At 68.2% G+C, this 21,405-nt stretch carries 24 protein-coding genes, 2 tRNA genes and 1 other RNA gene; 10 read left to right on the top strand and 17 right to left on the bottom strand.

The window, feature by feature from the left end:
* Positions 1 to 52 precede the first annotated feature (52 nt).
* The 4 genes from AC1DOM_RS13050 (at position 53) to AC1DOM_RS13035 (ending at position 4,473) form a co-directional block, all read left to right on the top strand.
* Positions 53 to 1,003: an AAA family ATPase gene (locus tag AC1DOM_RS13050; RefSeq protein WP_498963961.1), complete on the top strand. Its 951-nt coding sequence runs from the start codon at positions 53 to 55 to the stop codon at positions 1,001 to 1,003.
* Positions 1,004 to 1,005: 2 nt separating this feature from the next.
* On the top strand, positions 1,006 to 1,965 hold the full coding sequence (locus AC1DOM_RS13045; protein WP_498963959.1) for a DUF58 domain-containing protein: 960 nt from the start codon (positions 1,006 to 1,008) through the stop codon (positions 1,963 to 1,965).
* Entirely contained in the window at positions 1,962 to 3,920 is a 1,959-nt protein-coding gene (locus AC1DOM_RS13040; protein WP_498963957.1) for a transglutaminase TgpA family protein, read from the top strand. The genes AC1DOM_RS13045 and AC1DOM_RS13040 overlap by 4 nt, the downstream gene beginning before the upstream one ends.
* Before the next feature lie 64 nt (positions 3,921 to 3,984).
* Positions 3,985 to 4,473 carry a Slp family lipoprotein gene (locus tag AC1DOM_RS13035; RefSeq protein ID WP_498963955.1) on the top strand — a complete coding sequence of 163 codons (489 nt, stop codon included), beginning with the start codon at positions 3,985 to 3,987 and terminating at the stop codon, positions 4,471 to 4,473.
* Between the two features lie 102 nt (positions 4,474 to 4,575).
* Here AC1DOM_RS13035 and AC1DOM_RS13030 read toward each other — a convergent pair whose 3' ends face one another.
* From AC1DOM_RS13030 to AC1DOM_RS12975, 12 genes are all read right to left on the bottom strand, one after another.
* Entirely contained in the window at positions 4,576 to 4,932 is a 357-nt protein-coding gene (locus tag AC1DOM_RS13030) for a histidine triad nucleotide-binding protein (RefSeq protein WP_498963953.1), read from the bottom strand.
* An 11-nt stretch (positions 4,933 to 4,943) separates the two neighbouring features.
* Positions 4,944 to 5,534 carry a recombination mediator RecR gene (gene recR, locus AC1DOM_RS13025; protein ID WP_498963951.1) on the bottom strand — a complete coding sequence of 197 codons (591 nt, stop codon included), beginning with the start codon at positions 5,532 to 5,534 and terminating at the stop codon, positions 4,944 to 4,946.
* 13 nt (positions 5,535 to 5,547) lie between these two features.
* Complete coding sequence (locus AC1DOM_RS13020) at positions 5,548 to 5,868, bottom strand: YbaB/EbfC family nucleoid-associated protein (RefSeq protein WP_498963949.1); 321 nt, start codon at positions 5,866 to 5,868, stop codon at positions 5,548 to 5,550.
* Positions 5,869 to 5,900: 32 nt separating this feature from the next.
* The gene (gene dnaX, locus AC1DOM_RS13015) at positions 5,901 to 7,616 is read right to left on the bottom strand and encodes a DNA polymerase III subunit gamma/tau (RefSeq protein WP_498963947.1); all 1,716 of its coding nucleotides are present in this window, start codon (positions 7,614 to 7,616) and stop codon (positions 5,901 to 5,903) included.
* A gap of 34 nt (positions 7,617 to 7,650) precedes the next feature.
* An RNA gene (gene ffs, locus AC1DOM_RS13010) (signal recognition particle sRNA small type) lies at positions 7,651 to 7,748 on the bottom strand.
* Positions 7,749 to 7,803: 55 nt separating this feature from the next.
* Positions 7,804 to 7,896: transfer RNA gene (locus tag AC1DOM_RS13005), tRNA-Ser, on the bottom strand.
* 90 nt (positions 7,897 to 7,986) lie between these two features.
* Positions 7,987 to 8,403, bottom strand: coding sequence for a molybdenum cofactor biosynthesis protein MoaE (locus AC1DOM_RS13000; RefSeq protein WP_498963945.1), 417 nt, complete (start codon positions 8,401 to 8,403; stop codon positions 7,987 to 7,989).
* Entirely contained in the window at positions 8,404 to 8,649 is a 246-nt protein-coding gene (locus AC1DOM_RS12995; RefSeq protein ID WP_498963943.1) for a MoaD/ThiS family protein, read from the bottom strand.
* On the bottom strand, positions 8,646 to 9,134 hold the full coding sequence (gene moaC / locus AC1DOM_RS12990) for a cyclic pyranopterin monophosphate synthase MoaC (RefSeq protein ID WP_498963941.1): 489 nt from the start codon (positions 9,132 to 9,134) through the stop codon (positions 8,646 to 8,648). Before moaC ends, AC1DOM_RS12995 begins: the two co-directional genes overlap by 4 nt.
* 3 nt (positions 9,135 to 9,137) lie before the next feature.
* Positions 9,138 to 10,157, bottom strand: coding sequence for a GTP 3',8-cyclase MoaA (moaA, locus tag AC1DOM_RS12985; protein WP_498964200.1), 1,020 nt, complete (start codon positions 10,155 to 10,157; stop codon positions 9,138 to 9,140).
* A 23-nt stretch (positions 10,158 to 10,180) separates the two neighbouring features.
* Positions 10,181 to 10,948, bottom strand: coding sequence for an MBL fold metallo-hydrolase (locus AC1DOM_RS12980; protein ID WP_498963939.1), 768 nt, complete (start codon positions 10,946 to 10,948; stop codon positions 10,181 to 10,183).
* A 1-nt stretch (position 10,949) separates the two neighbouring features.
* Entirely contained in the window at positions 10,950 to 11,714 is a 765-nt protein-coding gene (locus tag AC1DOM_RS12975) for a 3-deoxy-D-manno-octulosonic acid kinase (RefSeq protein ID WP_498963937.1), read from the bottom strand.
* Between the two features lie 24 nt (positions 11,715 to 11,738).
* Here AC1DOM_RS12975 and AC1DOM_RS12970 point away from each other — a divergent pair, with 24 nt between their 5' ends.
* Entirely contained in the window at positions 11,739 to 12,803 is a 1,065-nt protein-coding gene (locus AC1DOM_RS12970; RefSeq protein WP_498963935.1) for a glycosyltransferase family 9 protein, read from the top strand.
* 271 nt (positions 12,804 to 13,074) lie between these two features.
* Here the strand turns inward: AC1DOM_RS12970 and AC1DOM_RS12965 are convergent.
* Positions 13,075 to 13,165 (bottom strand) — tRNA-Ser (locus tag AC1DOM_RS12965).
* 115 nt (positions 13,166 to 13,280) lie between these two features.
* Between AC1DOM_RS12965 and AC1DOM_RS12960 the strand changes: the two genes are divergently transcribed.
* Together AC1DOM_RS12960 and AC1DOM_RS12955 are read left to right on the top strand one after the other, a co-directional pair.
* Positions 13,281 to 13,688, top strand: a complete 408-nt coding sequence (locus AC1DOM_RS12960) for a DUF6165 family protein (RefSeq protein ID WP_498963933.1) — start codon at positions 13,281 to 13,283, stop codon at positions 13,686 to 13,688.
* A gap of 148 nt (positions 13,689 to 13,836) precedes the next feature.
* The gene (locus tag AC1DOM_RS12955; RefSeq protein ID WP_498963931.1) at positions 13,837 to 14,541 is read left to right on the top strand and encodes a PP2C family protein-serine/threonine phosphatase; all 705 of its coding nucleotides are present in this window, start codon (positions 13,837 to 13,839) and stop codon (positions 14,539 to 14,541) included.
* 54 nt (positions 14,542 to 14,595) lie between these two features.
* On the opposite strand, the gene dnaQ is transcribed toward AC1DOM_RS12955, so the two are convergent.
* From dnaQ to AC1DOM_RS12940, 3 genes are read right to left on the bottom strand one after another with little or no spacing between them, the layout of a single operon-like run.
* Positions 14,596 to 15,327 (bottom strand): DNA polymerase III subunit epsilon, encoded by a 732-nt coding sequence (gene dnaQ / locus AC1DOM_RS12950; RefSeq protein WP_498963929.1) that lies wholly within the window; start codon positions 15,325 to 15,327, stop codon positions 14,596 to 14,598.
* On the bottom strand, positions 15,324 to 15,779 hold the full coding sequence (gene rnhA / locus AC1DOM_RS12945; protein WP_498963927.1) for a ribonuclease HI: 456 nt from the start codon (positions 15,777 to 15,779) through the stop codon (positions 15,324 to 15,326). Before rnhA ends, dnaQ begins: the two co-directional genes overlap by 4 nt.
* Positions 15,776 to 16,438: a class I SAM-dependent methyltransferase gene (locus AC1DOM_RS12940; protein WP_498963925.1), complete on the bottom strand. Its 663-nt coding sequence runs from the start codon at positions 16,436 to 16,438 to the stop codon at positions 15,776 to 15,778. Before AC1DOM_RS12940 ends, rnhA begins: the two co-directional genes overlap by 4 nt.
* A gap of 45 nt (positions 16,439 to 16,483) precedes the next feature.
* Here AC1DOM_RS12940 and gloB point away from each other — a divergent pair, with 45 nt between their 5' ends.
* The 3 genes from gloB to AC1DOM_RS12925 all read left to right on the top strand — a co-directional run bounded on the left by gloB (position 16,484) and on the right by AC1DOM_RS12925 (position 19,316).
* Positions 16,484 to 17,248, top strand: coding sequence for a hydroxyacylglutathione hydrolase (gloB, locus tag AC1DOM_RS12935; RefSeq protein ID WP_498963923.1), 765 nt, complete (start codon positions 16,484 to 16,486; stop codon positions 17,246 to 17,248).
* Entirely contained in the window at positions 17,245 to 18,465 is a 1,221-nt protein-coding gene (locus tag AC1DOM_RS12930) for a lytic transglycosylase domain-containing protein (RefSeq protein WP_498963921.1), read from the top strand. The genes gloB and AC1DOM_RS12930 overlap by 4 nt, the downstream gene beginning before the upstream one ends.
* 65 nt (positions 18,466 to 18,530) lie before the next feature.
* Positions 18,531 to 19,316 carry an enoyl-ACP reductase FabI gene (locus tag AC1DOM_RS12925; RefSeq protein ID WP_498963919.1) on the top strand — a complete coding sequence of 262 codons (786 nt, stop codon included), beginning with the start codon at positions 18,531 to 18,533 and terminating at the stop codon, positions 19,314 to 19,316.
* A gap of 84 nt (positions 19,317 to 19,400) precedes the next feature.
* Here the strand turns inward: AC1DOM_RS12925 and AC1DOM_RS12920 are convergent, their stop codons facing one another.
* Positions 19,401 to 21,371 (bottom strand): SurA N-terminal domain-containing protein, encoded by a 1,971-nt coding sequence (locus AC1DOM_RS12920; RefSeq protein WP_498963918.1) that lies wholly within the window; start codon positions 21,369 to 21,371, stop codon positions 19,401 to 19,403.
* Positions 21,372 to 21,405 lie beyond the last annotated feature (34 nt).

Genomic DNA, 21,405 nt, shown 5'->3' with positions numbered 1-21,405 from the left:
ACTCGAACTCGTACACTCCATCGAACATCGTGCCCAACCCAGCAGGAAGCGTATGTCTGCACTCCCGGCCGCGAAGATGCTACCCGATGCGCTCCGCCAGGCCCTCGGGGATGCCCAGGGCCAGGTCAACACGCTGGTGCTGGGCAAGGCGCAGGCGGTCCGGCTGGCCTTCGTGGCGCTGTTGTCCGATGGCCACCTGCTGATCGAAGACCTGCCGGGCCTGGGCAAGACCACGCTCGCCCATGCGATGGCGGCCACGCTCGGCCTGGGTTTCCAGCGCGTGCAGTTCACCTCGGACCTGTTGCCGGCCGACATCCTCGGCGTCTCGGTGTTCGATGCGCAATCCCGGCGTTTCGATTTCCATCCCGGACCGATCTTCGCGCACGTGCTGCTCGCCGATGAAATCAATCGCGCGCCGCCACGCACGCAGAGCGCGCTGCTCGAAGCGATGGCCGAGCACCAGGTCACCGTCGACGGGCGCACGCATGCCCTGCCCTCGCCGTTCTTCGTGATCGCCACGCAGAATCCGGTGGACCTGGCGGGCACGTATCCGCTTCCCGATTCGCAGCTCGATCGCTTCCTGCTGCGCCTCACTCTCGGTTATCCCGGCGAAGAGGCCGAACGCGCCTTGCTCGCCGGCACCGACCGCCGCGAATTGATCGCGCAGGCAAAGCCCGTGCTCGGCAACGCCGACGTGCTCGCGCTGCGCACCGCCGCGAACGACGTGCACACCGGCGAGGCCCTGGTTTCCTACGTACAGGCCTTGCTCGCGCGCAGCCGTCGCCATCCGGGCGTGCGCGTCGGGCTCTCGCCGCGCGCGGGCCTGGCGCTGCTGCGTGCGGCGCGCGCGTATGCGTTGTTGCTCGGTCGCGAACACGTCGTGCCCGAAGACGTGCAGGCCTTGTTCGCGCCCGTCGCCGCGCATCGCCTGGGCGCGGACGCCGACGCCGGCGATGGTGCGGCGCTGGCGCGCGCGATCCTGCACGCGGTTCCCGTCGACTGACGATGCGGGCCACGCCGCACGCGCTGCGCGCATGGATCGAGACCTTCGCGCGCCCGCGCGGGCCCGAAGCGGTGCCGATCCAGCTCCATCGCGGCCGCATCTACGTCCTGCCGACGCGCTTCGGCCTGTTCTTCTGCGCCGCGCTGATGGCGATGGGCCTGGGCGCGCTCAACTACAACAACAACCCGGCGCTGTTGCTGATGTTGCTGCTCGCGGGCGCTGCGCTGACGAGCCTGCTCAGCGCGCATCTCCAGTTGAGCGGCATGCGCTTCGTCGCCGTCGGTGGCGACCCCGTTCCCGCCGGCACGCCGATCCTGGTGCGCATCCACGCACGTGCCGATCAGCGCGGTCGCGCGCGACGCGGCTTGCGCGTGGATTGCGCCGGCGGCGCGGGAAAGTTGTCCCTGCAGGACGGCGCCGGCGAGGTGGAAATCGCGCTGCCGACCTCGCAGCGCGGCTGGTTCGATCTTCCGCGCCTGCGCGTGTCGACCACGCGCCCGCTCGGCATCGTCCGTGCATGGTCGTGGATCTGGCCCGAGCAACCGCTGCTCGTGTATCCGCATCCCGAAGCCGACGGCCCGCCGCTGCCCGAAGGCGCGGGCGAGGCCGCGGCAGCGCGCCTGCATCCGCTCGGCGACGACGTGCACCACCTGCGCGCGTACCGTCGCGGCGATCCGCCGCGCACCATCGCGTGGAAACCCACCGCGCGCCTGGGCAACCTGCTGGTGCGCGAATACGAACGCCCGCAATCGGCCGACATCGTGCTCGACTGGCAGGTGTTGTCCGGCATGGAAACCGAAGCGCGCATCCGTCGCCTCGCGCGCTGGGTCGACGAAGCCGAACGCGATGCGCGGCGTTATCGCCTCGTCGTGCCCGGCCATGCGCCGATCGGCCCGGCGCACGGGCCCGCGCATCGCCATGCGTGCTTGCGCGCACTCGCCCTGCTGCCGGGGCACGCATGAGCGCCTCGCCCTCCACGAGCCGCATGCGCCTGGATCCGCGCTCGCGCGCGACGGTGCTCCTCGCAGGCGCCGCGTGCGTCGCGCCCTTGTTGCTGCGGCTGGATCCGAAACTCGCGACCGGCATCCTGGCCGCCGGCATCGCCGTCGCGGTGGGCGCATGGCGGCGTCCGTTGCCGGCGTGGCTGCGCGTAATCCTCGCGCTGGGCATGTCCGGCGCGGTGTTCGCGACGATGGGCGTGAATTTCGGCCGCGACACCGGTTGCGCGATCCTCGCCGCGATGCTCGCGGTCAAACCCGCGGAAACCGACAGCGTGCGCGATGCGCGCAGCCTGCTGGGCTTCGCGCTGTTCGCGCCGTTCGCGACCTTCCTGCTCGACCAGGGCCCCGTTTCGCTCGGCCTGGGCCTGGTCGCCGTGGTCTGCGCATTGATCGCGATGCAGCGCCTGTCGGACCTGGAATCGGGCGAGTTGTCCGACACCACGCCGTGGTTCAGACGCCTGGCGAGCACCGGTCGCATGATCGGCCTCGGGCTGCCGATCGCATTGGCGGCGTTCTGGCTGTTCCCGCGCCTGGCCACGCCCCTGTGGGGCGTGCCCGACCGTGCGATCTCGCGGCCGGGCCTGGCCGACAGCATGTCGCCCGGTCGGTGGGAAGACCTGATGTTCGACGACACGCCCGCCGCGCGCGTGCATTTCTTCGGGCCCACGCCGCCGAAGGACGCGATGTATTTCCGCGGGCCGGTGTTCAGCGACTTCGACGGGCGCACCTGGTCGCGCGGGGCGTGGGCGTCGGGGTATCCGGCCGCACCGGTGGACGGCACGCGCGTGCAGTGGAACTACGAGTTGTCGATGGAACCGACCGACCGTCGGCAACTGATCGCACTGGACGTGCCGCTGTCGGCGCCGGCCAATGCGTCCTTCGGGGAAGACCGCGCATTGCGCGTGGAGCGGGCGCTGGATTCGGTGACGCGCTGGCGCATGCGATCGGGCAACGTCACGCAGTTCGGGGCGCAGTCGCTCGCCCCGTTCGTGCGCGTCCGCAACCTGCGGTTGCCGGAAGGCTTCAATCCGCGCGCGGTCGCGCTGGCGCAGCAATGGCGGCGGGACGCGGGCAGCGACGATGCGGCGATCGTCCGCCGCGCGCTCGGCTGGTTCCGCAAGGAGTTCGGCTACACGCTGACCGCCTCGCTCGCGGGGCGCAACGCGGTCGACCAGTTCCTGTTCGTCGACAAACGCGGGTATTGCGAGCAATTCAGTTCGTCGTTCGTCGTGCTCATGCGCGCGGCGGGGATTCCGGCGCGCGTGGTGGGCGGGTATGCGGGCGCGGACTACAACCCGGTCGGCGACTACTGGATCGTGCGCCGCTCCGACGCCCATGCCTGGGCCGAAGTCTGGCTGGCCGGCCGCGGGTGGGTGCGCATGGATCCCACCGCCGCGGTGGCGCCCGAGCGCGTGTTCGACACGCTCGCCGATCGCGCGGGCGCGGGCGACCTGCTGGCCTCGCTGCAACCGGTGTGGAATGTCGGCGACTGGATGTTGAATGGCTGGAACGACTTCGTGCTTGGGTTCAACGCGGATCGGCAGCGGGCCCTGTTCCGTCCCTTCGGCCTGGGCGACATCGACACCGAGATGTTGTTGATGTTGTTCTCGCTGGTCGCGCTGTCGTGCCTGGCCGCCACGGTGTGGCTCCTGAGCCGCGACGTGCGGGAGCGCGACCCCCTGCTGCGGGCCTGGCATCGCCTCGCGGGCCGTTACGGAAAACTGGGCCTGGGCCGTGCGCCGCACGAGCCCGCGCTGGACTGGGCCGAGCGGGTCCACCGCGCGCGGGCCGGGGGCGACGAGGGGCTGCGGGCCCTCGGGGTGCGTTTCAGCCGCTGGCGGTACGGGCGCGGGCCGGGGCAAGCCGACGAATCGCTGAACGCCCTGCTCCGGGACCTGCGCGCACACCGCCCGTAACGCCGGCTGCGCGTATCTTGTGCATCATCGAGCCCTGGGCGGGCGGAGTTCCTGGAGACGTGCCATGACATCGTTTCGATTTGCGGCGCTGGCCGTGGCGGGTGTCCTGCTCGCGGCCTGCGTGACACAGCCCGTGCCCTTGCAAGGGGATTATCTGGCGATGACGCCGCGCGATGCGGCGGCGGCGCAGCAGACCGGTTCGGTCGTGCGTTGGGGCGGGCGGATCGTGCAGACTTTGCCGCGCGACAACAATACGTGTTTCGAGGTGTTGGCCACGCCGCTGGATTCCAGTGCGCGTCCGCATTACAACTCCGACACCGACGACGGTCGTTTCATCGCGTGCCGGAACGGGTTCTACGATCCGGCGGTGTTCGAGCCCAATCGCGAGGTCACCTTCACCGGCCGCATCGAGGCGTTCGACGTGCGCAAGATCGGCGACCACGATTATCGTTTTCCGCGCGTGGCGGCGGATGTCGTTTATCTGTGGCCGATCCGGGAGCGCGTGGATGTGTTGACGTATCCGGCGCCCTGGCCTTGGTGGGGTTACTGGTAATTCGAAAGGGGCCTTACACCCTCCGCTTTCGCGCCGCCCGAGCGTCACTTGCCGGTGCGAAGCAAGCTTCGCACTGCGCCGATCGTTGTCGGAGAAGCAGCGTTACTTCGGCGTGCCGAAGCGCCCGAGTTGTGCGCCGGCCAGCAAATGCAGATGCAGCTGGAACACGGTCTGTCCGCCGTTCGCGTTGCAGTTGATGACCACGCGATATCCGTCCTCGGCGAAGCCTTCCTGCCGCGCATATTCCGCGGCCGCGTAGGCCAGTTTGCCGACGATCTGCGCCTGCGAGGGCTTCATCGCATCCAGCGTGCGCACCGATTCCTTCGGCACGAACAGCACGTGCACCGGCGCCTGCGGCGCGATGTCGCGGAACGCGAACACCTCGTCGTCTTCGTACACGATGTCCGCGGGGATCTCGCGGCGCGCGATGCGATGGAAAATCGTGTCTTCGTTGCTCATCCCAGGCTCCTTCAAGGCATCTCGCTCCGCGTTCCGAAGGCGTGCGACAGCGTGCCGCGGTCGACGTATTCCAGTTCGCCACCCAACGGAACGCCGTGGGCGAGCCGGCTCGGCCGAACGTTGTGGCGACGGGCGAGTTGCGCCAGGTAATGCGCAGTGGCCTCGCCTTCCACGGTCGGGTTGGTGGCGATGATGAGTTCCTGCACTTCACCCTCGCCCATGCGTGCGTCGAGTTGGTCCAGGCCCAGTTCGCGCGGGCCGATGCCGTCGAGCGGGCTCAGCCTGCCCTGCAGGATGAAGTAGAGGCCGCGGAAGCCCGTCGCCTGTTCGATCGCGAGGCGATCGGCCGGCGATTCCACGGCGCACAGCAGGTGCGCGTCCCGCGAGGCGCTCGCGCAGATCGCGCAGACTTCGGTTTCGGTGAAGTCGCGGCAGCGTGCGCAATGGCGGATCTGTTCGACGGCTTGTGCGAGCACGTCGGCCAGGCGCTTGCCGCCGACGCGTTCGCGCTCCAGCACGTGGTAGGCCATGCGCTGCGCCGACTTCGGGCCCACGCCCGGCAGTACGCGCAAGGCTTCGATGAGTTGGTCGATCAGTGCCACGCAGCGGCGCCGATCAGAACGGCATCTTCATGCCCGGGGGAATCGGCATGCCGGCGGTCGCTGCGGACATGCGCGACTGCGATTCGGCATTGACCTTGTTCACCGCGTCGTTGAAGGCGGCGGCGATCAGGTCTTCGGCCATTTCCGGATCGGCCATCACGGAAGGATCGATGCGGACCTTGCGGCATTCCATGCGGCCGCTGATCGTCACGTTCACCATGCCGCCGCCGGACTGGCCGGTGACTTCGAGCTTGGCGAGTTCTTCCTGCGCGCGCTGCATGTTTTCCTGCATCTTCTGCGCTTGCTGCATGAGCTGGGCGATGTTTCCACGCATGGGGGCGTTCTCTCGTGTGGGCGACGGCGCGCTCAGGCGTCGTCGAAGGGACGGATGGAATCGGGCACGACGCTCGCGCCGTGGCGCTGCATCAGGCGTTGCACGTCGGGGTCGCCGAGGAAGGCTTCCTCCGCGGCCACCTGGCGTGCGTCGCGTTCGCGCGCGGTGCGCTGGTGCAAGGTTTCGCCGCGCGCCACTTCCGATTCGAAACGGATCTGCGGCGCTTGCCCGAGCGTGCGCGCGAGCGCATCGGCGAGCCGCTTCACCAGGCCGTCGGCCTTGAGGTGATCGTCGGCCGGCGAAAGCGAGAGGCGCAGGATGCCGTCCTCGTACGCGATGAAGCCTGCGTGCGCCGCGAGTTCTTTCGCGGGGCCGCCGAGGCCGAGATTGGCGGCGAGGTCGGGCCAGGTGGTGGCGTCGAGGAGCGTGCTCGACGTGGCGACGGATTGGGGAACCGGTGGCGAAGGCTCGACGCGGCGCTCTGGTTCGCGCACGGGCGCGATCGGTTGCGGGGCCGACGGGCGAGGCGGCGGAGGCGACGGCGGCGCAGCTTGCGGGGCACGCGCTGGCGGCGCGTCCATCGCAAGCGCTTCGCGCGCGGCCTTCGGCCCACGCACTTCGCCGCCCGTCGATGCACCCGTCTTTCCGCTTCCGCTGTCGCCCGAGGTTGCGTCCGGCCGAAACGCCAGCATCCGCAACACCGTCATTTCGAACCCGGCGCGCGGGCTCGGCGCGAGCGACAAATCGCGGCGGCCGTTCAAGGCCATCTGGTACCACAGCTGCACGAGTTCGGGCCGCAGCTTCGCCGCGAGCACGTCGACCGGCACGCTGTCCTCGTCGATTTCCGCGCCTGGCACGAGCTGGCGCACCTGCACGCGATGCAAGGCATCGGCCAGCGCATCGAGCACGCCGTTCCAGTCGGGCGAGAACTCGGCGAGCGTGCCGACGATCTCGAGCATGCGCGCGCCATCGCCATCGGCGAGTGCGTCGAGCAGGCCGGCGACCTGCGTGCGATCCACGGTGCCGAGCATCGCGGCGACGGCGGCATCGTCGAGCTGGCTGCCGGTGTAGGCGATGGCCTGGTCGAGCAGCGAGAGACCGTCGCGCAGGCTGCCGTCGGCGGCGCGCGCGAGCTGGCGGATGGCGCCGGGCTGCGCGGGAATCGCTTCGGCTTCGAGGATCTTCGTGATCTGGCCGGTGATCTGCGCCTCGTCCAGCCGCTTGAGGTTGAACTGCAGGCAGCGAGAGAGGACGGTGACGGGGAGTTTCTGCGGATCGGTCGTCGCCAGCAGGAACTTCACGTGGCCCGGCGGCTCCTCCAGCGTCTTGAGCAGCGCGTTGAAGGCCGACTTCGACAGCATGTGGACTTCGTCGATCAGGTAGACCTTCACCCGGCCGCGGCTGGGCATGTACTGCGCGTTGTCGATCAACTCGCGGACATCGTCCACGCCGGTGTTGCTGGCCGCGTCGATCTCGAGCAGGTCGACGAAGCGGCCCGCGTCGATGTCGCGACACGCGTTGCACTCGCCGCACGGTTCGGCGGAGGTGCCGCGCTCGCAATTGAGCGACTTGGCGAAGATGCGCGCGATCGTCGTCTTCCCCACCCCGCGCGTGCCGGTGAAGAGGAAGGCGTGGTGGACCCGCCCGGAATCGAGCGCATTGGTGAGCGCCCGCACGACATGTTCCTGACCGACGAGCTCCGCAAACCGCCGGGGCCGCCACTTCCGCGCAAGGACGAGATAAGACATGGGCGAATGATGCCACGTCGCCAGATAGGCGATGACCCCGCCAGCTTTGACTCGGCACCCGCATCGACCGATACCGTTGCTGCCTTCCGGCCCTGGCGGGATTTTCGATCTAGCGTCGCGAGGGGCCGACGGGGCCACCATAGGACTGTTCAGCGCAACGGCCCGCCGGGCGGGCCGTTGCCGAATGTGGCGGAGAGAGCGGGATTCGAACCCGCGAAGCGGGGTTTAGCCGCTTACACACTTTCCAGGCGTGCTCCTTCAACCGCTCGGACACCTCTCCGCTGGAACCCCTGGGGCGGCTTGCGGCCGACGTTCGGGCCGCGAATTCTAGCCCCCGCCCCTGCGCCGAACAAGCGCGGGCGTTCCGGGTTCACTCCGGATGCAGCCAATCCGCATCGCCCTGCGCGTAGCGTTCATGCTTCCAGATGGGCACGCGCTGCTTCACCTCGTCGATGATCCAGCGGCAGGCGGCGAAGGCGGCGTCGCGGTGCGCGGCCGCCACGCCGACCCAGACGGCGAGTTCGCCGATGGCCAGATCGCCCGTGCGGTGGATGCAGCGCGCGTCGAGGATCGCGAAGCGTTCGCAGGCCTCGACCAGCACGCGTTCGCCTTCCGCCTCCGCCAGCGCGGCGTAGGCCTCGTAGCGCAAACCGACGACGGCGCGCCCGGCATTGTGGTCGCGCACCCAGCCTTCGAAGCTCGCGTAGCCGCCCACGCGCGCGTCCAGCAATTGCGCCCGCAGCGAGGCGACGTCGAACGGGGTCTCCGACAGCGCGAACCGATTCATCTAGCCGCCCGACACCGGCGGGATGAATGCGATCTCGCTGCCATCGCGCGGCACGTCTTCCCAGCGCGCGAAGGCGCCGTCGACCGCCACGCGCAGGCGTTCCACGGGCAGCGCGAAGCCGTAGCGTGCGCGCAGTTCGAGATACAGCACGCGCAGGTCCGGTGCATTCGTATCGAAGGTTTCGTGGTCGACCTGCGCCTGGTCGCGCAGGGAGGCGAAGTACAGCACCGTCACTTGGGCGCTCATCCGACGTCTCCCACGTCGCGCTTGCCGCCGCGCTTGACCGTCAGCTTCGCCGGGCCGATGACGATCGCGTGCGAGAGCGCCTTGCACATGTCGTAGACGGTGAGCGCGGCGACGGTCGCGCCGGTCATCGCTTCCATCTCCACGCCCGTGCGATGCGTGGTGCGCACCGTGCAGGTGATGGTGAGTTCGCTGGCGTGCGACCAGTCGATCGCGATGTTGCAGCCATCGATCGGCAAGGGATGGCAGAACGGGATGAGGTCCCAGGTTTTCTTCACCGCCATCGTGCCGGCGATGATCGCGGTGTCGACGATCGCGCCCTTCGCACTGCGCAGGCCGTTCGCGCGCAATTGCCGCGCGACGTCGGCGGGGAATTTCACACGACATTCGGCGCTGGCCACGCGCGCGGTGACCGCCTTGTCGGCGACGTCGACCATCGCGGGGCGACCGGCGGCGGACACATGCGTCAAGGATTGCTTGCGCGCCATCGTTCAGCCACCCACCAAATACATTTCGACATGGCGCCGCGACGCCGTCGCCGCGCCGCGGATTTCGCTGTAGCGGTCCGCGCGGCGCGACCAGGCTTGCGCGAGCGCTTCAACGACCGCTGCTTCCCCTTGTCGCGCGACCGTGCGCAAGGGCTGGCCATCGGCGGCGAAGAGGCAGGTGTACAGCGTGCCGTCCGCCGACACGCGCGCGCGATGGCAATCGCCGCAGAACGGAACGGTCACCGAACTCACGAATCCCACTTCACCGGCGCCGTCGTCGTAGGCGTAACGCGCCGCGACTTCGCCGCGGTAATTCGGGTCCAGCGCGCGCATCGGCCAGCGTGCATGCAGGCAGTCGCGCAACTGCGCCGAGGGCACGACGTTTTCGCGACGCCAGCCATTGCACGTGCCGACATCCATGTATTCGATGAAGCGCAGCACGTGCCCGTTTTCGCGCGCGAATTCCGCGAGCGGCAACACTTCGCCTTCGTTCACGCCGCGCTGCACGACGCAGTTGAGCTTGATCGGCGCGAAGCCCGCCGCGCGCGCGGCATCGATGCCCGCAAGGACCGTCTCGATGCGGCCGCGCCCGCCGGACATCGCGGAAAACATTCCGGGCGACAAGGCATCCAGGCTCACCGTGATGCGATGCAGGCCGGCCTCGCGCAAGGCTTGCGCATGCGCGGCGAGCAGGCTGCCGTTGGTGGTCAGCGCCAGATCTTCGAGCCCGTCGATGCGCGCCAGGCGCCGCACGAGATCCGGCAAACCCTTGCGCAACAGCGGCTCGCCGCCGGTCAGGCGCAACTTGCGCACGCCCAGGCGCACGAACCCGCGCACCAGCGTTTCGATTTCGTCGAAGGACAAACGCGCCGCCGCATCCAGTCCGTGATCGTCGGGAATGCGGTCGGCCGGCATGCAATACGGGCAACGGAAGTTGCACGCGTCGATCACCGACAGGCGCAGATCGCGCAAGGGGCGGCCGAGCGCATCCAGCGGCTGCGTGCCTTTTTGGGGCGCGCGCATCGGCGCGAAGGGCACCTGCGCGCTCATCGCATCGGCGCCATCGTCGCCGTCGTCGGTGCCAGCGCGATCACCTCGCCGGCGCGCGCGATGCGATGCCCGCGCACTTCCAGGTGCGCACCGTCGGTCTGGCTCGCGTAGTGGTACAGGCAGCAGCGCGCGAGCAGTTCGGCGGGATATTCGCGCTCCAGATCCTCGATGCCGCTGTGCGACGGATTGCCGTGCAAGGCGCAATCGTGGAAGACGATTTCCTTGTGATCGGCGAATTTCGCGAGCTGCTCCGGGATCGGCCGCGTATCGCCCGTCCACACCATGCTGCCGCGCAGGCGCAGGCCGAAACTGGTGTCGGGCCAATGATGGCGCGTGGGAAAGACTTCCAGGCGCACGCCGTCGTGCCAGAAGTGATCGCCGACGGGCACGAGGTGGAAGGCATCCCAGAAATTCGCGCCGCCTTCGGCCAGCACGTTCGGGTACGACGCGATGCGCTGCTGCAGGATCGGCACCAGCGGCGCGGGGATGTACAGGGCGACGCGGCCGCGCCGTGCATCGTCCCAGTAGCTGGCGCCGAAGAGGCGTTCGAACCCGCCGACATGGTCCAGGTGCGCATGCGTGATGAACACCGCGCGCGGCGCGGTGCCGTAGTGCGCCAGGTAATGGGTGAGGCCGTCGCTGCCGCAGTCGATCGCCAGCCACGGCGCGCCGTCGCGTTCGATGGTCGCCATCGCCGAACCCAGTTCGGTGGCGAAGGCGTTGCCGACACCCTGCAGGCGCAGGGACCATGCCGCGGCCGTCATTTCAGTAGCCCTTGTTCCATTGCGCTTCGTAGGCCTGGAGCAGGCGCTGGAAGTCGCGTTCGACATCTTCGGTGCCGCGCTCGCCGCGCAGCTTGAGCAATGATCGCTTCAGGCGCGCGAGGTTGCGTTCACGCCACTTGGTGGCGGGGATGCGCAAGACGCAGCGGTCCAGGTCGATCATCCAGCCGTTGCCCGCATCGTCGAAGAGCAGATTGTGGGCGTTGAGGTCGGCGTGGTCGAGGCCGGCGCGATGGAAGCGCGCAACCAGGCGGCCGGCCGCTTCCCAGGGTGCGGTATCGCCGGGGGTGTTGGCGCGGTGGCCGAGGGAATGCACGTGTTCGATGCGTTCGAGCAGGATCGCCGCGCGATAGCGGTGGCCCTTGCGCACGTAATACGCCGCGATCGGCACGGGCACCGGCAACTGCTTCTTGCGCAGTTCGCGCAACAGGCGGAACTCGGCGAAGCTGCGCACGCGGGCGTTGCCGCGCCACAAATGGCGGTCGCGGCTGATGCGCGCGGCGAGCCCGCCGCGCAGGTAATGCCGCAATACCGCACCGCCGAAGGGCCCATCGACGAACCACGCGGCGCCGCGCCCGCCCGATGAAACCGGGTGCGCGTGGCTGCCCCAGTGCTGCGGATCGAACCATTCGGGCACGGCGTGTTCCACGCCTGCTTGCCGCAGGTATGTGCGGTCGAACAGAATCGCCCCATACCCCATCCCTTCGCGGAACGGCGTCAGGCTTTCATTGGCGTCGAACGCGGCCATGTCCAAACGAGTCTAGCAAGCATCGTGCCCGCAACGTCGCCCCCGCCCCGCTCGCTCTGCCTGCTGCGCCTTTCGGCGCTGGGCGATGTGACGCACGTGGTTCCGCTGGTGCGAACCCTGCGCCAGGCCTGGCCGGAGACGGCGATCACCTGGGTCATCGGGACGGGCGAGTTCAAATTGCTCGAGGGCCTGCCGGGCGTGGAGTTCCTCGTTTACGACAAGCGCAGCGGGTTGGGCGGCATGCTGGCCTTGCGCCGGGCCCTCGCGACGCGGAAGTTCGATGCCTTGCTGCAGATGCAGGTGGCGATGCGCGCGAACCTGCTTTCGGCGTGCATTCCGGCCGAGCGCCGCATCGGTTACGACGCGGCGCGTTCGAAGGATCTGCACGGGTTGTTCGTGAACGAGCGCATTCCCGATCGGCCGGGCATCCACGTACTCGATGCGATCGGGAGTTTCTGCGAACCCTTGGGCATCGTGCAGAACGAAGTGGTCTGGAACATGCCGGTGCCCGAATCGGCGCATGCGTGGGCGCGGGCGCAATGGGAGGAAGACGGGACGCCGACCTTGATCGTGTCGCCGTGTTCGAGCCACGTGTTGCGCAATTGGCGGYCGGAGCGTTACGCGGCGGTGGCCGATCATGCGGCGTCGAAGGGTTGGCGCGTCGTGCTGTGCGGCGGGCGCAGTGCGCTGGAGCGTTCGGTCGCCGACTTGATTCTCGCGGCGATGAAAACGCCGGCGCTCGACCTGGTGGGCAAGGACACGTTGAAGCAGTTGCCGGCGTTGCTCGCGCGCGCGGATCTGGTGATGACGCCGGACTCGGGGCCGACGCACATCGCCAATGCGATGGGGACGAAGGTGTTGGGGCTGCATGCGCCGAGCAATCCGCGCCGCAGTGGGCCCTATTCGGATCTGCGGTATTGCGTGGATCGTTATGACGATGCTGCGCGCAAGTTCCTCGGCAAGTCGGGCGACGAGTTGCCCTGGGGGACGAAGATCGAACGCGAAGGGGCGATGGATCTGATTACCGTGGACGATGCGGTGCAGGCGTTTGATCGGTTTTGCTCCGATCGTCGCGCGGGGCGGTATTAACGTCTTGGGCCGATGGAGCTACACCCTCCGCTTTCGCGCCGCCCGAACGTTGTGAGTTCCAAATTTTTTTGGGAAAAAAATTTGAAACTCACAACGCTGGGGCATCACCTTTCGAACGTTGGCTCTCGATCTGGGGGCTTCGCCCGAGCAGTCACTTGCCGGTGCGAAGCAAGCTTCGCACTGACCCGATCTTTGTCGAGAAGCGGCTTTGCCTTTCCAACCCAAAGACGGCCAAAAAAAAACGCCCCGTTCAGGGGCGTTTTTCTTTGCATGGCGGAGAGGGAGGGATTCGAACCCTCGGTGCGCTATAAACGCACGCCTGATTTCGAGTCAGGTACATTCAACCGCTCTGCCACCTCTCCTGGAAGCGGGCGTGCCCGATGGACTGGGCTGCGGGGCGTGCATGATACGGGCGTGCCTCCCGCGGGACAAGCGCGGGTAGACTGTGCGCCCCCGTTCCCTCATCGCGGCGCGCCCATGTCCGAACTCCTGGTCCCGGTCTCCTACGGCGAACTCCTCGACAAGATCGCGATCCTGCAGATCAAGTCCGAGCGCATGACCGACCCCGCCAAACTGGCGAACGTCCGCAACGAACTGTCCGCGCTCGAGAAAACCTGGATGGCGCATCCGGCCGCCGGCGGCGACGTCGCCAAGCTGCGCGCCGACCTCAAGGCCGTGAACGAGCGCCTGTGGGTGATCGAGGATGACATCCGGGTGAAGGAGAAGGACCAGGCCTTCGACGCTGAATTCGTGCGCCTGGCGCGCAGCGTGTATTTCGAGAACGACGAACGCGCGCGGATCAAGAAGGACATCAACCTCGCGCTGGGCTCGGCCTACGTCGAGGAGAAGTCGTACCAGGACTACCGCACCGGCGCTGCACCCTGAAGCGGCCCTGCTCCGTGGGGTGGCGTACGGACAACGTGACCGCCTCCGCGGATCCGGAGGTTCGCGTGGCATGCACGGCCGGATCGCAACGATCATGCCGTTGATGAATGCAACTCCCCTTGCGGGCCCTCCCTCCTCGTCATCCGCCATGATCGAATTCGGACACCTGACCCACGTCGGCCTGCGTCGGGAATTGAACGAGGACACCTACTACGGCGACAGCGAGCTGGGTTTGTGGCTCGTTGCCGACGGAATGGGCGGCCACGAATACGGCGAAGTCGCCAGTGCCCTGGCGCGCGAGACCATCGTGCGCGAAGTGCGCGACGGCACGCCGCTCGCGCAGGCGATCCGCATCGCCGACGAAGAAATCATCCGCGCCTCGCGCCGCCGCAACGATGCGCTGCCCATGGGCACGACCGTCGTGGCCGCGCGCATTTCCGGCAATCGCTTCGAAGTGGCGTGGGTCGGCGACAGCCGCGTGTACATCTGGCGCGAAGGGCATTTGGCGCAGTTGTCGCAGGATCATTCCTACGTGCAGGAGTTGATCGCGCAGGGCGCGATTTCCGCCGAGCAGGCGCGCAGCCACCCGCACCGCAACGTGGTGACGCAGGCGCTGGGCGTGACCGATCCCAACCAGCTCAACGTCGAAACCATGACCGGCGAATTGCGCCCGGGCATGCAGTTGCTGTTGTGCAGCGACGGGCTGACCGAGGAAGTCGAGGACGGCAACATCGCCGACGTGCTCGGGCACGACGAGTGCAGCGCGCAGGAGTGCGTCGACACTCTGGTGGCGGCGGCGCTGGACGGCGGTGGGTCGGACAACGTGACCGTGGTACTCGTCCGCAGGCACTGACCGCAGCGCATCACCATGGGGTTGCAAGGGGGCGCTGCCCCCTTGCGCACGACCTCACGCCGGGACGGCCTCCAAAGGCGCGTCCTCCTCAAGCAACACATCCCACACCGCACGCCCGGCCTTCTTCCGAAGCGTCGCCAATCGCGCATCGTGCGCGGCCAGATCCTCGACCGTGGCCGTGATGCGCGGGCGCGGGCCGCCGCTGGCGGCGAATTCGGCGACCACGGCGCGGGCCGGATCCTCGGCGGCGGCGAAGCCGATCTCGCCCTGGCCGGAGGTCAGCGCAAGGTAGGCCTCGGCGAGCAACTGGGCGTCGAGCAAGGCGCCGTGCAATTGGCGATGCGAGTTGTCGACACCGAGGCGGCGGCACAGCGCATCGAGCGAATTGCGCTGCCCGGGGAAACGCTGCCGCGCCAGTGCGAGCGAATCCTCGACGTTGCACCGATCGCGCACGCAACCCAGGTGCGTGCCGATGCGCGAGAGCTCGTAATCAAGGAATCCCAGGTCGAAGGCGGCGTTGTGGATCACCAGCTCCGCGCCGTCGATGAAGGCGAGGAATTCGTCGACGACCTCTTCGAACGTCGGCTTGTCGGCGAGAAACTCCAGCGTCAGGCCGGTGACTTCCTGCGCGCCGGGTTCGAAGACGCAATCGGGCTTGAGGTAACGCTGGAACGTGCGGCCGGTGGGGCGGCGCTCCACCAGTTCGACGCAACCGATTTCCACCACGCGGTTGCCCTTGTCCCAGGACAAGCCCGTGGTTTCGGTATCGAGCACCACCTGCCTCATTGCGTCGCCATCCCCTTGAACTTCAGTGCCTGGTCGCGTGCGAGTTGATCCACGCGCTCGTTGTCCGGATCGCCGCTGTGCCCTTTCACCCAGCGCCAGTCGATCGTATGGCGTTGGGTGGCGGCATGCAGGCGCTCCCACAGGTCGCGATTCTTGACCGGATCGCCTGCCGCTGTCTTCCAGTTTCGGCGCACCCAGTTGGGCATCCAGTCGCAGATGCCCTGGCGCACGTATTGCGAGTCGGTGAACAGGACGATGGTGCACGGCTCGCTGAGCGATTCCAGGCCGCTGATGGCGGCCATCAGTTCCATGCGGTTGTTCGTCGTGTGCGCTTCGCCGCCGACGACCTCACGTTCCTTTCCCTTGTAGCGCAGCAGAGCCGCGTAGCCGCCGGGACCGGGATTGCCGAGGCACGCGCCATCGGTATGCACTTCCACCTGCTTGGTCGTCATGCGGCAGGGACACCGTTGGACAGGCGCACGACGGGACGGGGGCGGATCGGGATCAAGGGCACGACTCTTTTCTCCGCGCGCAGCAGGAAGGCGGCGCGCATGCCTGCGCCCTGTTGCAGGGACGCGTTGGGGATGGGATTCCACCGCGGTCCCACGCCTTGCGACACCGCTTCGGGCTCGAGGCCGGCGGTGCGCAGGCGGCGGCGCCAGCGGACGGGTTCGGAAGCCGACGGCCCTTGTCGCAGCCAACGCATGCGATAGGGCGCCAGCGGGTTGAGCGTGAACAGCCACAGCCGGCCGCCGGGCACGAGGATGCGCGCGATTTCCTCGAGCAGCGCCGCCGGCAGCACAGCGCCGTCGGCGACGTGCTGGACGACGACCGTGCCCATCGCCTCGGAGGCGAAGGGCAGCGGCAGCGCGCACCGCACCGGCCCGTGGAACGCGCCGTCGGCGACGTGGAACGGCAGCTCGCGTTCGCCGACCGCGGCCAGCCCTTCGACCGGCATCAGGCGCAGCCAGGGCTGGCCGGGGCGTTCAGCGGCGGCCTTGCGGACGATCTCGTCCTCGCTGTCGAGCACGGCGCGACCGGCAACGCTGGCGAACCAGGCGCCGGCGGGCGAGGCTTGTTCAGGTTGACGGGGCGTTCCGGGGAGCGGCATGGTCCCTATTCTGCGGGATGCCCCTTCCGCGTGGAGAGGCCATCGATGCGATTGCGACCGCTGCCGGCGTTCGAGGACAACTACATCTGGGCGCTGGTCGACGACGACGGCAGCGCGCTGGTCGTGGACCCGGGCGAGGCCGCGCCGGTCCTGCGCGCCGTCGGCGAAGGCCTGTCGCTGCGCGGCATCCTGCTCACGCACCACCACAACGACCACATCGGCGGCGTGCCCGACCTGCTGGCCCAGCAGCCCGACTTGCCGGTGATCGGCCCGCACGACGAACGGATCGCTACCGCCACCCAGCGTGTCGGTGCCGGGGACACCGCCCGCATCGGCGACTGGGTCTTCGAGGTCCATGAGATTCCGGGCCACACCGTGAGCCACATCGCATTCCACGGCCATCAAGTCTTGTTTTGCGGGGACACCCTCTTCAGCCTCGGCTGCGGCCGTTTGTTCGAAGGGACCCCCATGCAGATGCTGGACTCGCTGGATCGCCTGGCCGCGCTGCCCGGTTCGACCCGGGTGTGCTGCGGGCACGAGTACACCGTCGCGAACGCTGCGTTCGCGCTGACGGTCGAGCCGTCGAACGCCGCCTTGCAGGATCGGAGCACCGAAGCGCATCGCCTGCGCCTGGCGTCCAAGCCGACGGTCCCGACCACGCTCGACGACGAACGGGCCACCAATCCGTTCCTGCGCATCGACGTGCCCGACGTCCGCGGTGCGGTGTCGAAACACGTCGGCCGCGCGCTGCTCGATCGCGTGGATGCATTCGCCGAATTGCGGCGCTGGAAAGACGGGTTCCGCGCATGAGGTTGCGCCGGCGCCTGGCGTTCGGTGTTGCCGCGAGCCTCGCGCTCGCGGCGTCGAACGCATCGGCGGCCTCGCAGGAAATCCCCCGCACCCCGCCGCGCGCCGAGCAGGCACCGGTCGACGACGTCGTCGCAGCGCGCAACACGCGGAGCGGCCGCGACATCTACGCCAGTTTCCGCGAAGGCCTGGCCGATCCCACTTGTCCGTCCGGCGGCAACGCACGCTGGAAGCAACATTTCGCGAACGCGCCGCGCCGCATGGCCAGCGCGAACGACGACGTCCTGCCCTTGTTCGGCTACGTCGTCGACGCCGTGCGCGAAGCGGACCTGCCGACCGAATACGCACTGATTCCCTTCGTCGAGAGCGGCTACAAGGCCGGCGCGCGCAGCCCCAGCGGCCCCGCGGGTTTGTGGCAATTCATCCAGAGCACGGCGCGCAACCACGACATCGCCATGCGCGCCGGTTACGACGGGCGCCTGTCGCCCGTGGATGCCACGCGCGCGGCGGTGCGTTACCTCAAGACTTTGCACGGCATGTTCGCGGGCGATTGGCGCCTGGCGGTGATGGCGTACAACGCCGGCGAATATCGCGTGCTCGGTTCGCTGCGCCGCGCGGGCCAGAACGCGCGCAACGCCAAGCCGGAAACATTGCCCGGCCTTTCGCCGATCACGCACGCGTACGTGCAGAAGTTGCGCGCGCTCTCGTGTCTGCTCGAACAGGCCGACGACCGCGAGGAATGGCTGCATTCGCTCGATCGGCCCGTCGCGCATCTCGATGCGCAGGTGCTGCCGGCCGGCGTGAAGTCGCTCGATGCGTTCGCGCAGATGCGTGGGCTCGATGCGGCACAGCTGCGCCGCTTCAATCCCGCGTTCGAAGGCGGCCGCGTCATGGCGCGCAAGGACGGCCCCTTGCGCGTGCTCGCGCCGGTGCCGATGGACGACGGCGTGCGCGTCGCGCTGGATGCGCCCGCGAAGGCCACCGCACCAGCGACGCCCGCCCCCATCGTGGGTGAAGTGTCGGCGCCGGCGGCATCGCAGCAGCGCTCGCACACGGTCGCGCGCGGCGAATCGCTGTGGACCATCGCCCACCGCTATGGCCTGGAAACCCGCGAACTCATCGCGCGCAACAAGCTCGACAAGGGCGCGAAGATACGCCCGGGCATGGTGCTGCGGATCGATGCGGAAAACGCGCCGGCGACCGCGGCGGCTGGCCCCTGAGGCGCGGCACAGGCACACTTGTCGCCCCCGCCGCCCCGCCGGCGCGCAGCAACATCGGAGGTTCCATGGGTTTCCTGCAGGGCAAACGCGCGCTGATCACCGGCGTCGCGAGCCAGCGCTCCATCGCCAGCGGCATCGCCGAGGCGATGCATCGCGAAGGCGCGCAGCTCGCCTTCACCTACCAGAACGAAAAACTGAAGTCGCGCGTGGAAGACGCCGCGAAGGAATACGGCAGCGACATCGTCATTCCGCTCGACGTCGCCGACGACAAGCAGGTCGAAGCCTGCTTCGACGAATTGAAGAAGCACTGGGATTCCTTCGACATCCTCGTGCACGCGATCGCCTATGCGCCGCGCGAAGCGATCGAAGGCGAATTCCTCGACGGCCTGACGCGCGAGACCTGGAACATCGCGCACGAGATTTCCGCCTACTCGCTCGCGGCGATGGCCAAGGCCGCACGCCCGATGATGGCCCACCGCAACGGCGCCATCGTCACGTTGAGCTACCTCGGCGCCGAACGCGCGCTGGCCAACTACAACGTCATGGGCGTGGCGAAGGCGAGCCTGGAAGCGACGGTGCGTTATCTCGCGCTCAACCTCGGACCGGAAGGCACGCGCGTCAACGCGATCTCCGCCGGCCCGATCAAGACGCTCGCCGCCGCGGGCATCGCGAACTTCCGCAAGATGCTCGGCCACGTCGAAGCGTATGCACCGATGCGCCGCAGCGTGAAGATCGAGGACGTCGGCAATGTCGCCGCGTTCCTGTGCTCGGATCTGGCCGCGGGCGTGACGGGCGAAGTGACGTACGTGGACGCGGGTTACAACATTCTCGGGATGACCGGGATCGAGTGATCGCGCGCAGTTCGCGATAAAAAAAGCCCGGCGATTGCCGGGCTTTTTTGTTTCGCCGCGCGATGGATTTACATCCGCGCTGACTTACATCCGCTCTTCCGCGACCTGCACCTTCATCGACTTGCGCATCGTCGAGACATAAGCCTTCGCGTCGTCGGTGCCACCGGACTGCGCGAGCTGACGCTGCAGCTGCGCGCGTTCTTCGGCGGTCGCCTTCGCCGGATCGCCGGCGATGACCTTGTCGACGACGAACACGACATGGCTGCCGTCGGACAGACGGACGCTGCCGGGCGAAACCTTGCCCGCGGCCGGGGCCGGCACGGCGAAATACGCTTCCGAAGCTTCGCGCGCCGGCAACGGCGCGCCACGCGGGACGCTCGGCATCGCCGTGGGCGCGAGGCCACGTTCGGCGGCGACGGCGTTGAGCGGCGTGCCGGCCTTGAGCTTGGCGACCATCGCATCGGCGACGGCCTGCGACGCCTTCTGCGCACGCTCGACGCGGATCGCCGCGACGATCTGGCCGCGCACCTGCGCCGCCGGCAGTTCGTGCGCGGGCACATGCTGCGTGACGCGCAACATGACGACGTGGTCGGTGCCGACTTCGATGGTGTCGCTGACCAAGCCGTCCTGGATCGCCGAATCGGCGAACGCGGCGCGCTGCACCGCGCGGTTGCCGGCGATGCCGGGACCGCCGCCACGCGGGAACGGACTGAGCGTCTTCACTTGCAGGCCCGACGCCTTCGCGGCCGGATCGAGCGCGGTCGGATTCTTGTTGACCAGGTCGACCATCTTCGTGGAGAGGTCGTTGAAGATGCGTTCGCGATCGGCGTCGGCCTGCTCGGTGGCCAGGCGTGCGCGCACTTCATCGAAGTTCGCTTCGGTCGCGCCCTTGACCTCGCGCACCTGCAACACGTGCCAGCCGTACTGCGTACGCACCGGGCCTGCGACCTGGCCGCCCTGCATCGCGAACACCGCATCTTCGAAGGGCTTTTCCTCCAACCCGCCCTTGCGGATCCAACCCATGTCGCCGCCCTTGACCTTGGACAGGGCGTCGTCGGAGTTGGCGGTCGCGAGCGCCGCGAAATCCGCACCCGGCGCCTTCGCCTGTTCGGCGAGCTTCTTCGCCTTCGCTTCGGCAGCCTGCTGCTGCGCAGGCGTGGCATCGGCCGGCACCGCGACGAGGATTTGCGAGACCAGGCGTTCACCACCGCTGCCCAGGCCGCTCTTTTCGTTTTCGAAACGCTTGCGCAACGTGTCTTCGTCCGCCGGCGGCACGGTGAGTGCGTTGGCGTCGATGTCGACGTATTCGATCGTCACCTGTTCCGGCGCGCGGAATTCGGCGCGATGCGACGCCCAATACGTATCGATTTCCTTGCCCGACACCGGGCCGGTGTCCGGCGTCGGCGCCGGCAACTGCACCCACGCCACGCTGCGCTCTTCGGCGAGCAACTTGAGCAGGCGATCCATTTCGGAATTGGTGACGAACGCCGACTGGGCCAGGCCCTGCGGCAAGGTGTCGACCTGCAGGCTTTCGCGCACTTCGTTCTCGAAGCCCTTCGGCGTGAGGTTCTGCGAAGCCAGCGCGATCTGGTAGCGCTCGGGGCTGAACTTGCCGTCCACCTGGAAGGCCGGAATGGCCAGGATCGCGCGCTTGACCTGCGCATCGCTCGCCGCGACGCCGGCGCGGCCGGAGGCCATCTTCAGCACGCGCTGGTCGATGAGTTGTTCGAGGATCGCGCGCTTGTTGTCGACGGTGTCGAAGGCCTGCGGATCGTAGTTGTCGCCCAGTTGCTGGCGCTGTTCGGCGCGCACGCGCTCCAGCTGCTGGCGCCAGTCGCGCGAATTGATTTCGTCCTTCGCCCACAGATAGGAGACGGGCCAGACGTTGGGCGCGCCCGCCCACCACGTCGGCGGCGCTTCCACCTTCGCGACCCAGTCTTCGTTCTGCTGCTGCATGTATTGCTCGACGCCGAAGAAGGCGAAGGGAATCGTCAGCAGGCCGAGGATGGCCGATGCGATCCAGCCGGAGGTTTTGTCGCGGAGTTTCTGCAGCATGGTCGGCGGTGAGGGATTCGTGAGCCGGGCAGTT

Source organism: Lysobacter sp. P5_B12, from assembly GCF_056400425.1.
The sequence above is the reverse complement of the archived record's forward strand: the minus strand, read 5'-3'. Positions and strand labels throughout refer to the sequence as shown.

Excerpts from the sequence above, each read along its gene's own strand:
- AC1DOM_RS13050 (WP_498963961.1), top strand. The coding sequence starts at position 53 with ATGTCTGCACTCCCGGCCGCGAAGATGCTACCCGATGCGCTCCGCCAG.
- AC1DOM_RS13045 (WP_498963959.1), top strand. The coding sequence starts at position 1,006 with ATGCGGGCCACGCCGCACGCGCTGCGCGCATGGATCGAGACCTTCGCG.
- AC1DOM_RS13040 (WP_498963957.1), top strand. The coding sequence starts at position 1,962 with ATGAGCGCCTCGCCCTCCACGAGCCGCATGCGCCTGGATCCGCGCTCG.
- AC1DOM_RS13035 (WP_498963955.1), top strand. The coding sequence starts at position 3,985 with ATGACATCGTTTCGATTTGCGGCGCTGGCCGTGGCGGGTGTCCTGCTC.
- AC1DOM_RS13030 (WP_498963953.1), bottom strand. The coding sequence starts at position 4,932 with ATGAGCAACGAAGACACGATTTTCCATCGCATCGCGCGCCGCGAGATC.
- AC1DOM_RS13020 (WP_498963949.1), bottom strand. The coding sequence starts at position 5,868 with ATGCGTGGAAACATCGCCCAGCTCATGCAGCAAGCGCAGAAGATGCAG.
- dnaX (WP_498963947.1), bottom strand. The coding sequence starts at position 7,616 with ATGTCTTATCTCGTCCTTGCGCGGAAGTGGCGGCCCCGGCGGTTTGCG.
- AC1DOM_RS13000 (WP_498963945.1), bottom strand. The coding sequence starts at position 8,403 with ATGAATCGGTTCGCGCTGTCGGAGACCCCGTTCGACGTCGCCTCGCTG.
- AC1DOM_RS12995 (WP_498963943.1), bottom strand. The coding sequence starts at position 8,649 with ATGAGCGCCCAAGTGACGGTGCTGTACTTCGCCTCCCTGCGCGACCAG.
- moaC (WP_498963941.1), bottom strand. The coding sequence starts at position 9,134 with ATGGCGCGCAAGCAATCCTTGACGCATGTGTCCGCCGCCGGTCGCCCC.
- moaA (WP_498964200.1), bottom strand. The coding sequence starts at position 10,157 with ATGCGCGCGCCCCAAAAAGGCACGCAGCCGCTGGATGCGCTCGGCCGC.
- AC1DOM_RS12980 (WP_498963939.1), bottom strand. The coding sequence starts at position 10,948 with ATGACGGCCGCGGCATGGTCCCTGCGCCTGCAGGGTGTCGGCAACGCC.
- AC1DOM_RS12975 (WP_498963937.1), bottom strand. The coding sequence starts at position 11,714 with ATGGCCGCGTTCGACGCCAATGAAAGCCTGACGCCGTTCCGCGAAGGG.
- AC1DOM_RS12960 (WP_498963933.1), top strand. The coding sequence starts at position 13,281 with ATGTCCGAACTCCTGGTCCCGGTCTCCTACGGCGAACTCCTCGACAAG.
- AC1DOM_RS12955 (WP_498963931.1), top strand. The coding sequence starts at position 13,837 with ATGATCGAATTCGGACACCTGACCCACGTCGGCCTGCGTCGGGAATTG.
- dnaQ (WP_498963929.1), bottom strand. The coding sequence starts at position 15,327 with ATGAGGCAGGTGGTGCTCGATACCGAAACCACGGGCTTGTCCTGGGAC.
- rnhA (WP_498963927.1), bottom strand. The coding sequence starts at position 15,779 with ATGACGACCAAGCAGGTGGAAGTGCATACCGATGGCGCGTGCCTCGGC.
- AC1DOM_RS12940 (WP_498963925.1), bottom strand. The coding sequence starts at position 16,438 with ATGCCGCTCCCCGGAACGCCCCGTCAACCTGAACAAGCCTCGCCCGCC.
- gloB (WP_498963923.1), top strand. The coding sequence starts at position 16,484 with ATGCGATTGCGACCGCTGCCGGCGTTCGAGGACAACTACATCTGGGCG.
- AC1DOM_RS12930 (WP_498963921.1), top strand. The coding sequence starts at position 17,245 with ATGAGGTTGCGCCGGCGCCTGGCGTTCGGTGTTGCCGCGAGCCTCGCG.
- AC1DOM_RS12925 (WP_498963919.1), top strand. The coding sequence starts at position 18,531 with ATGGGTTTCCTGCAGGGCAAACGCGCGCTGATCACCGGCGTCGCGAGC.
- AC1DOM_RS12920 (WP_498963918.1), bottom strand. The coding sequence starts at position 21,371 with ATGCTGCAGAAACTCCGCGACAAAACCTCCGGCTGGATCGCATCGGCC.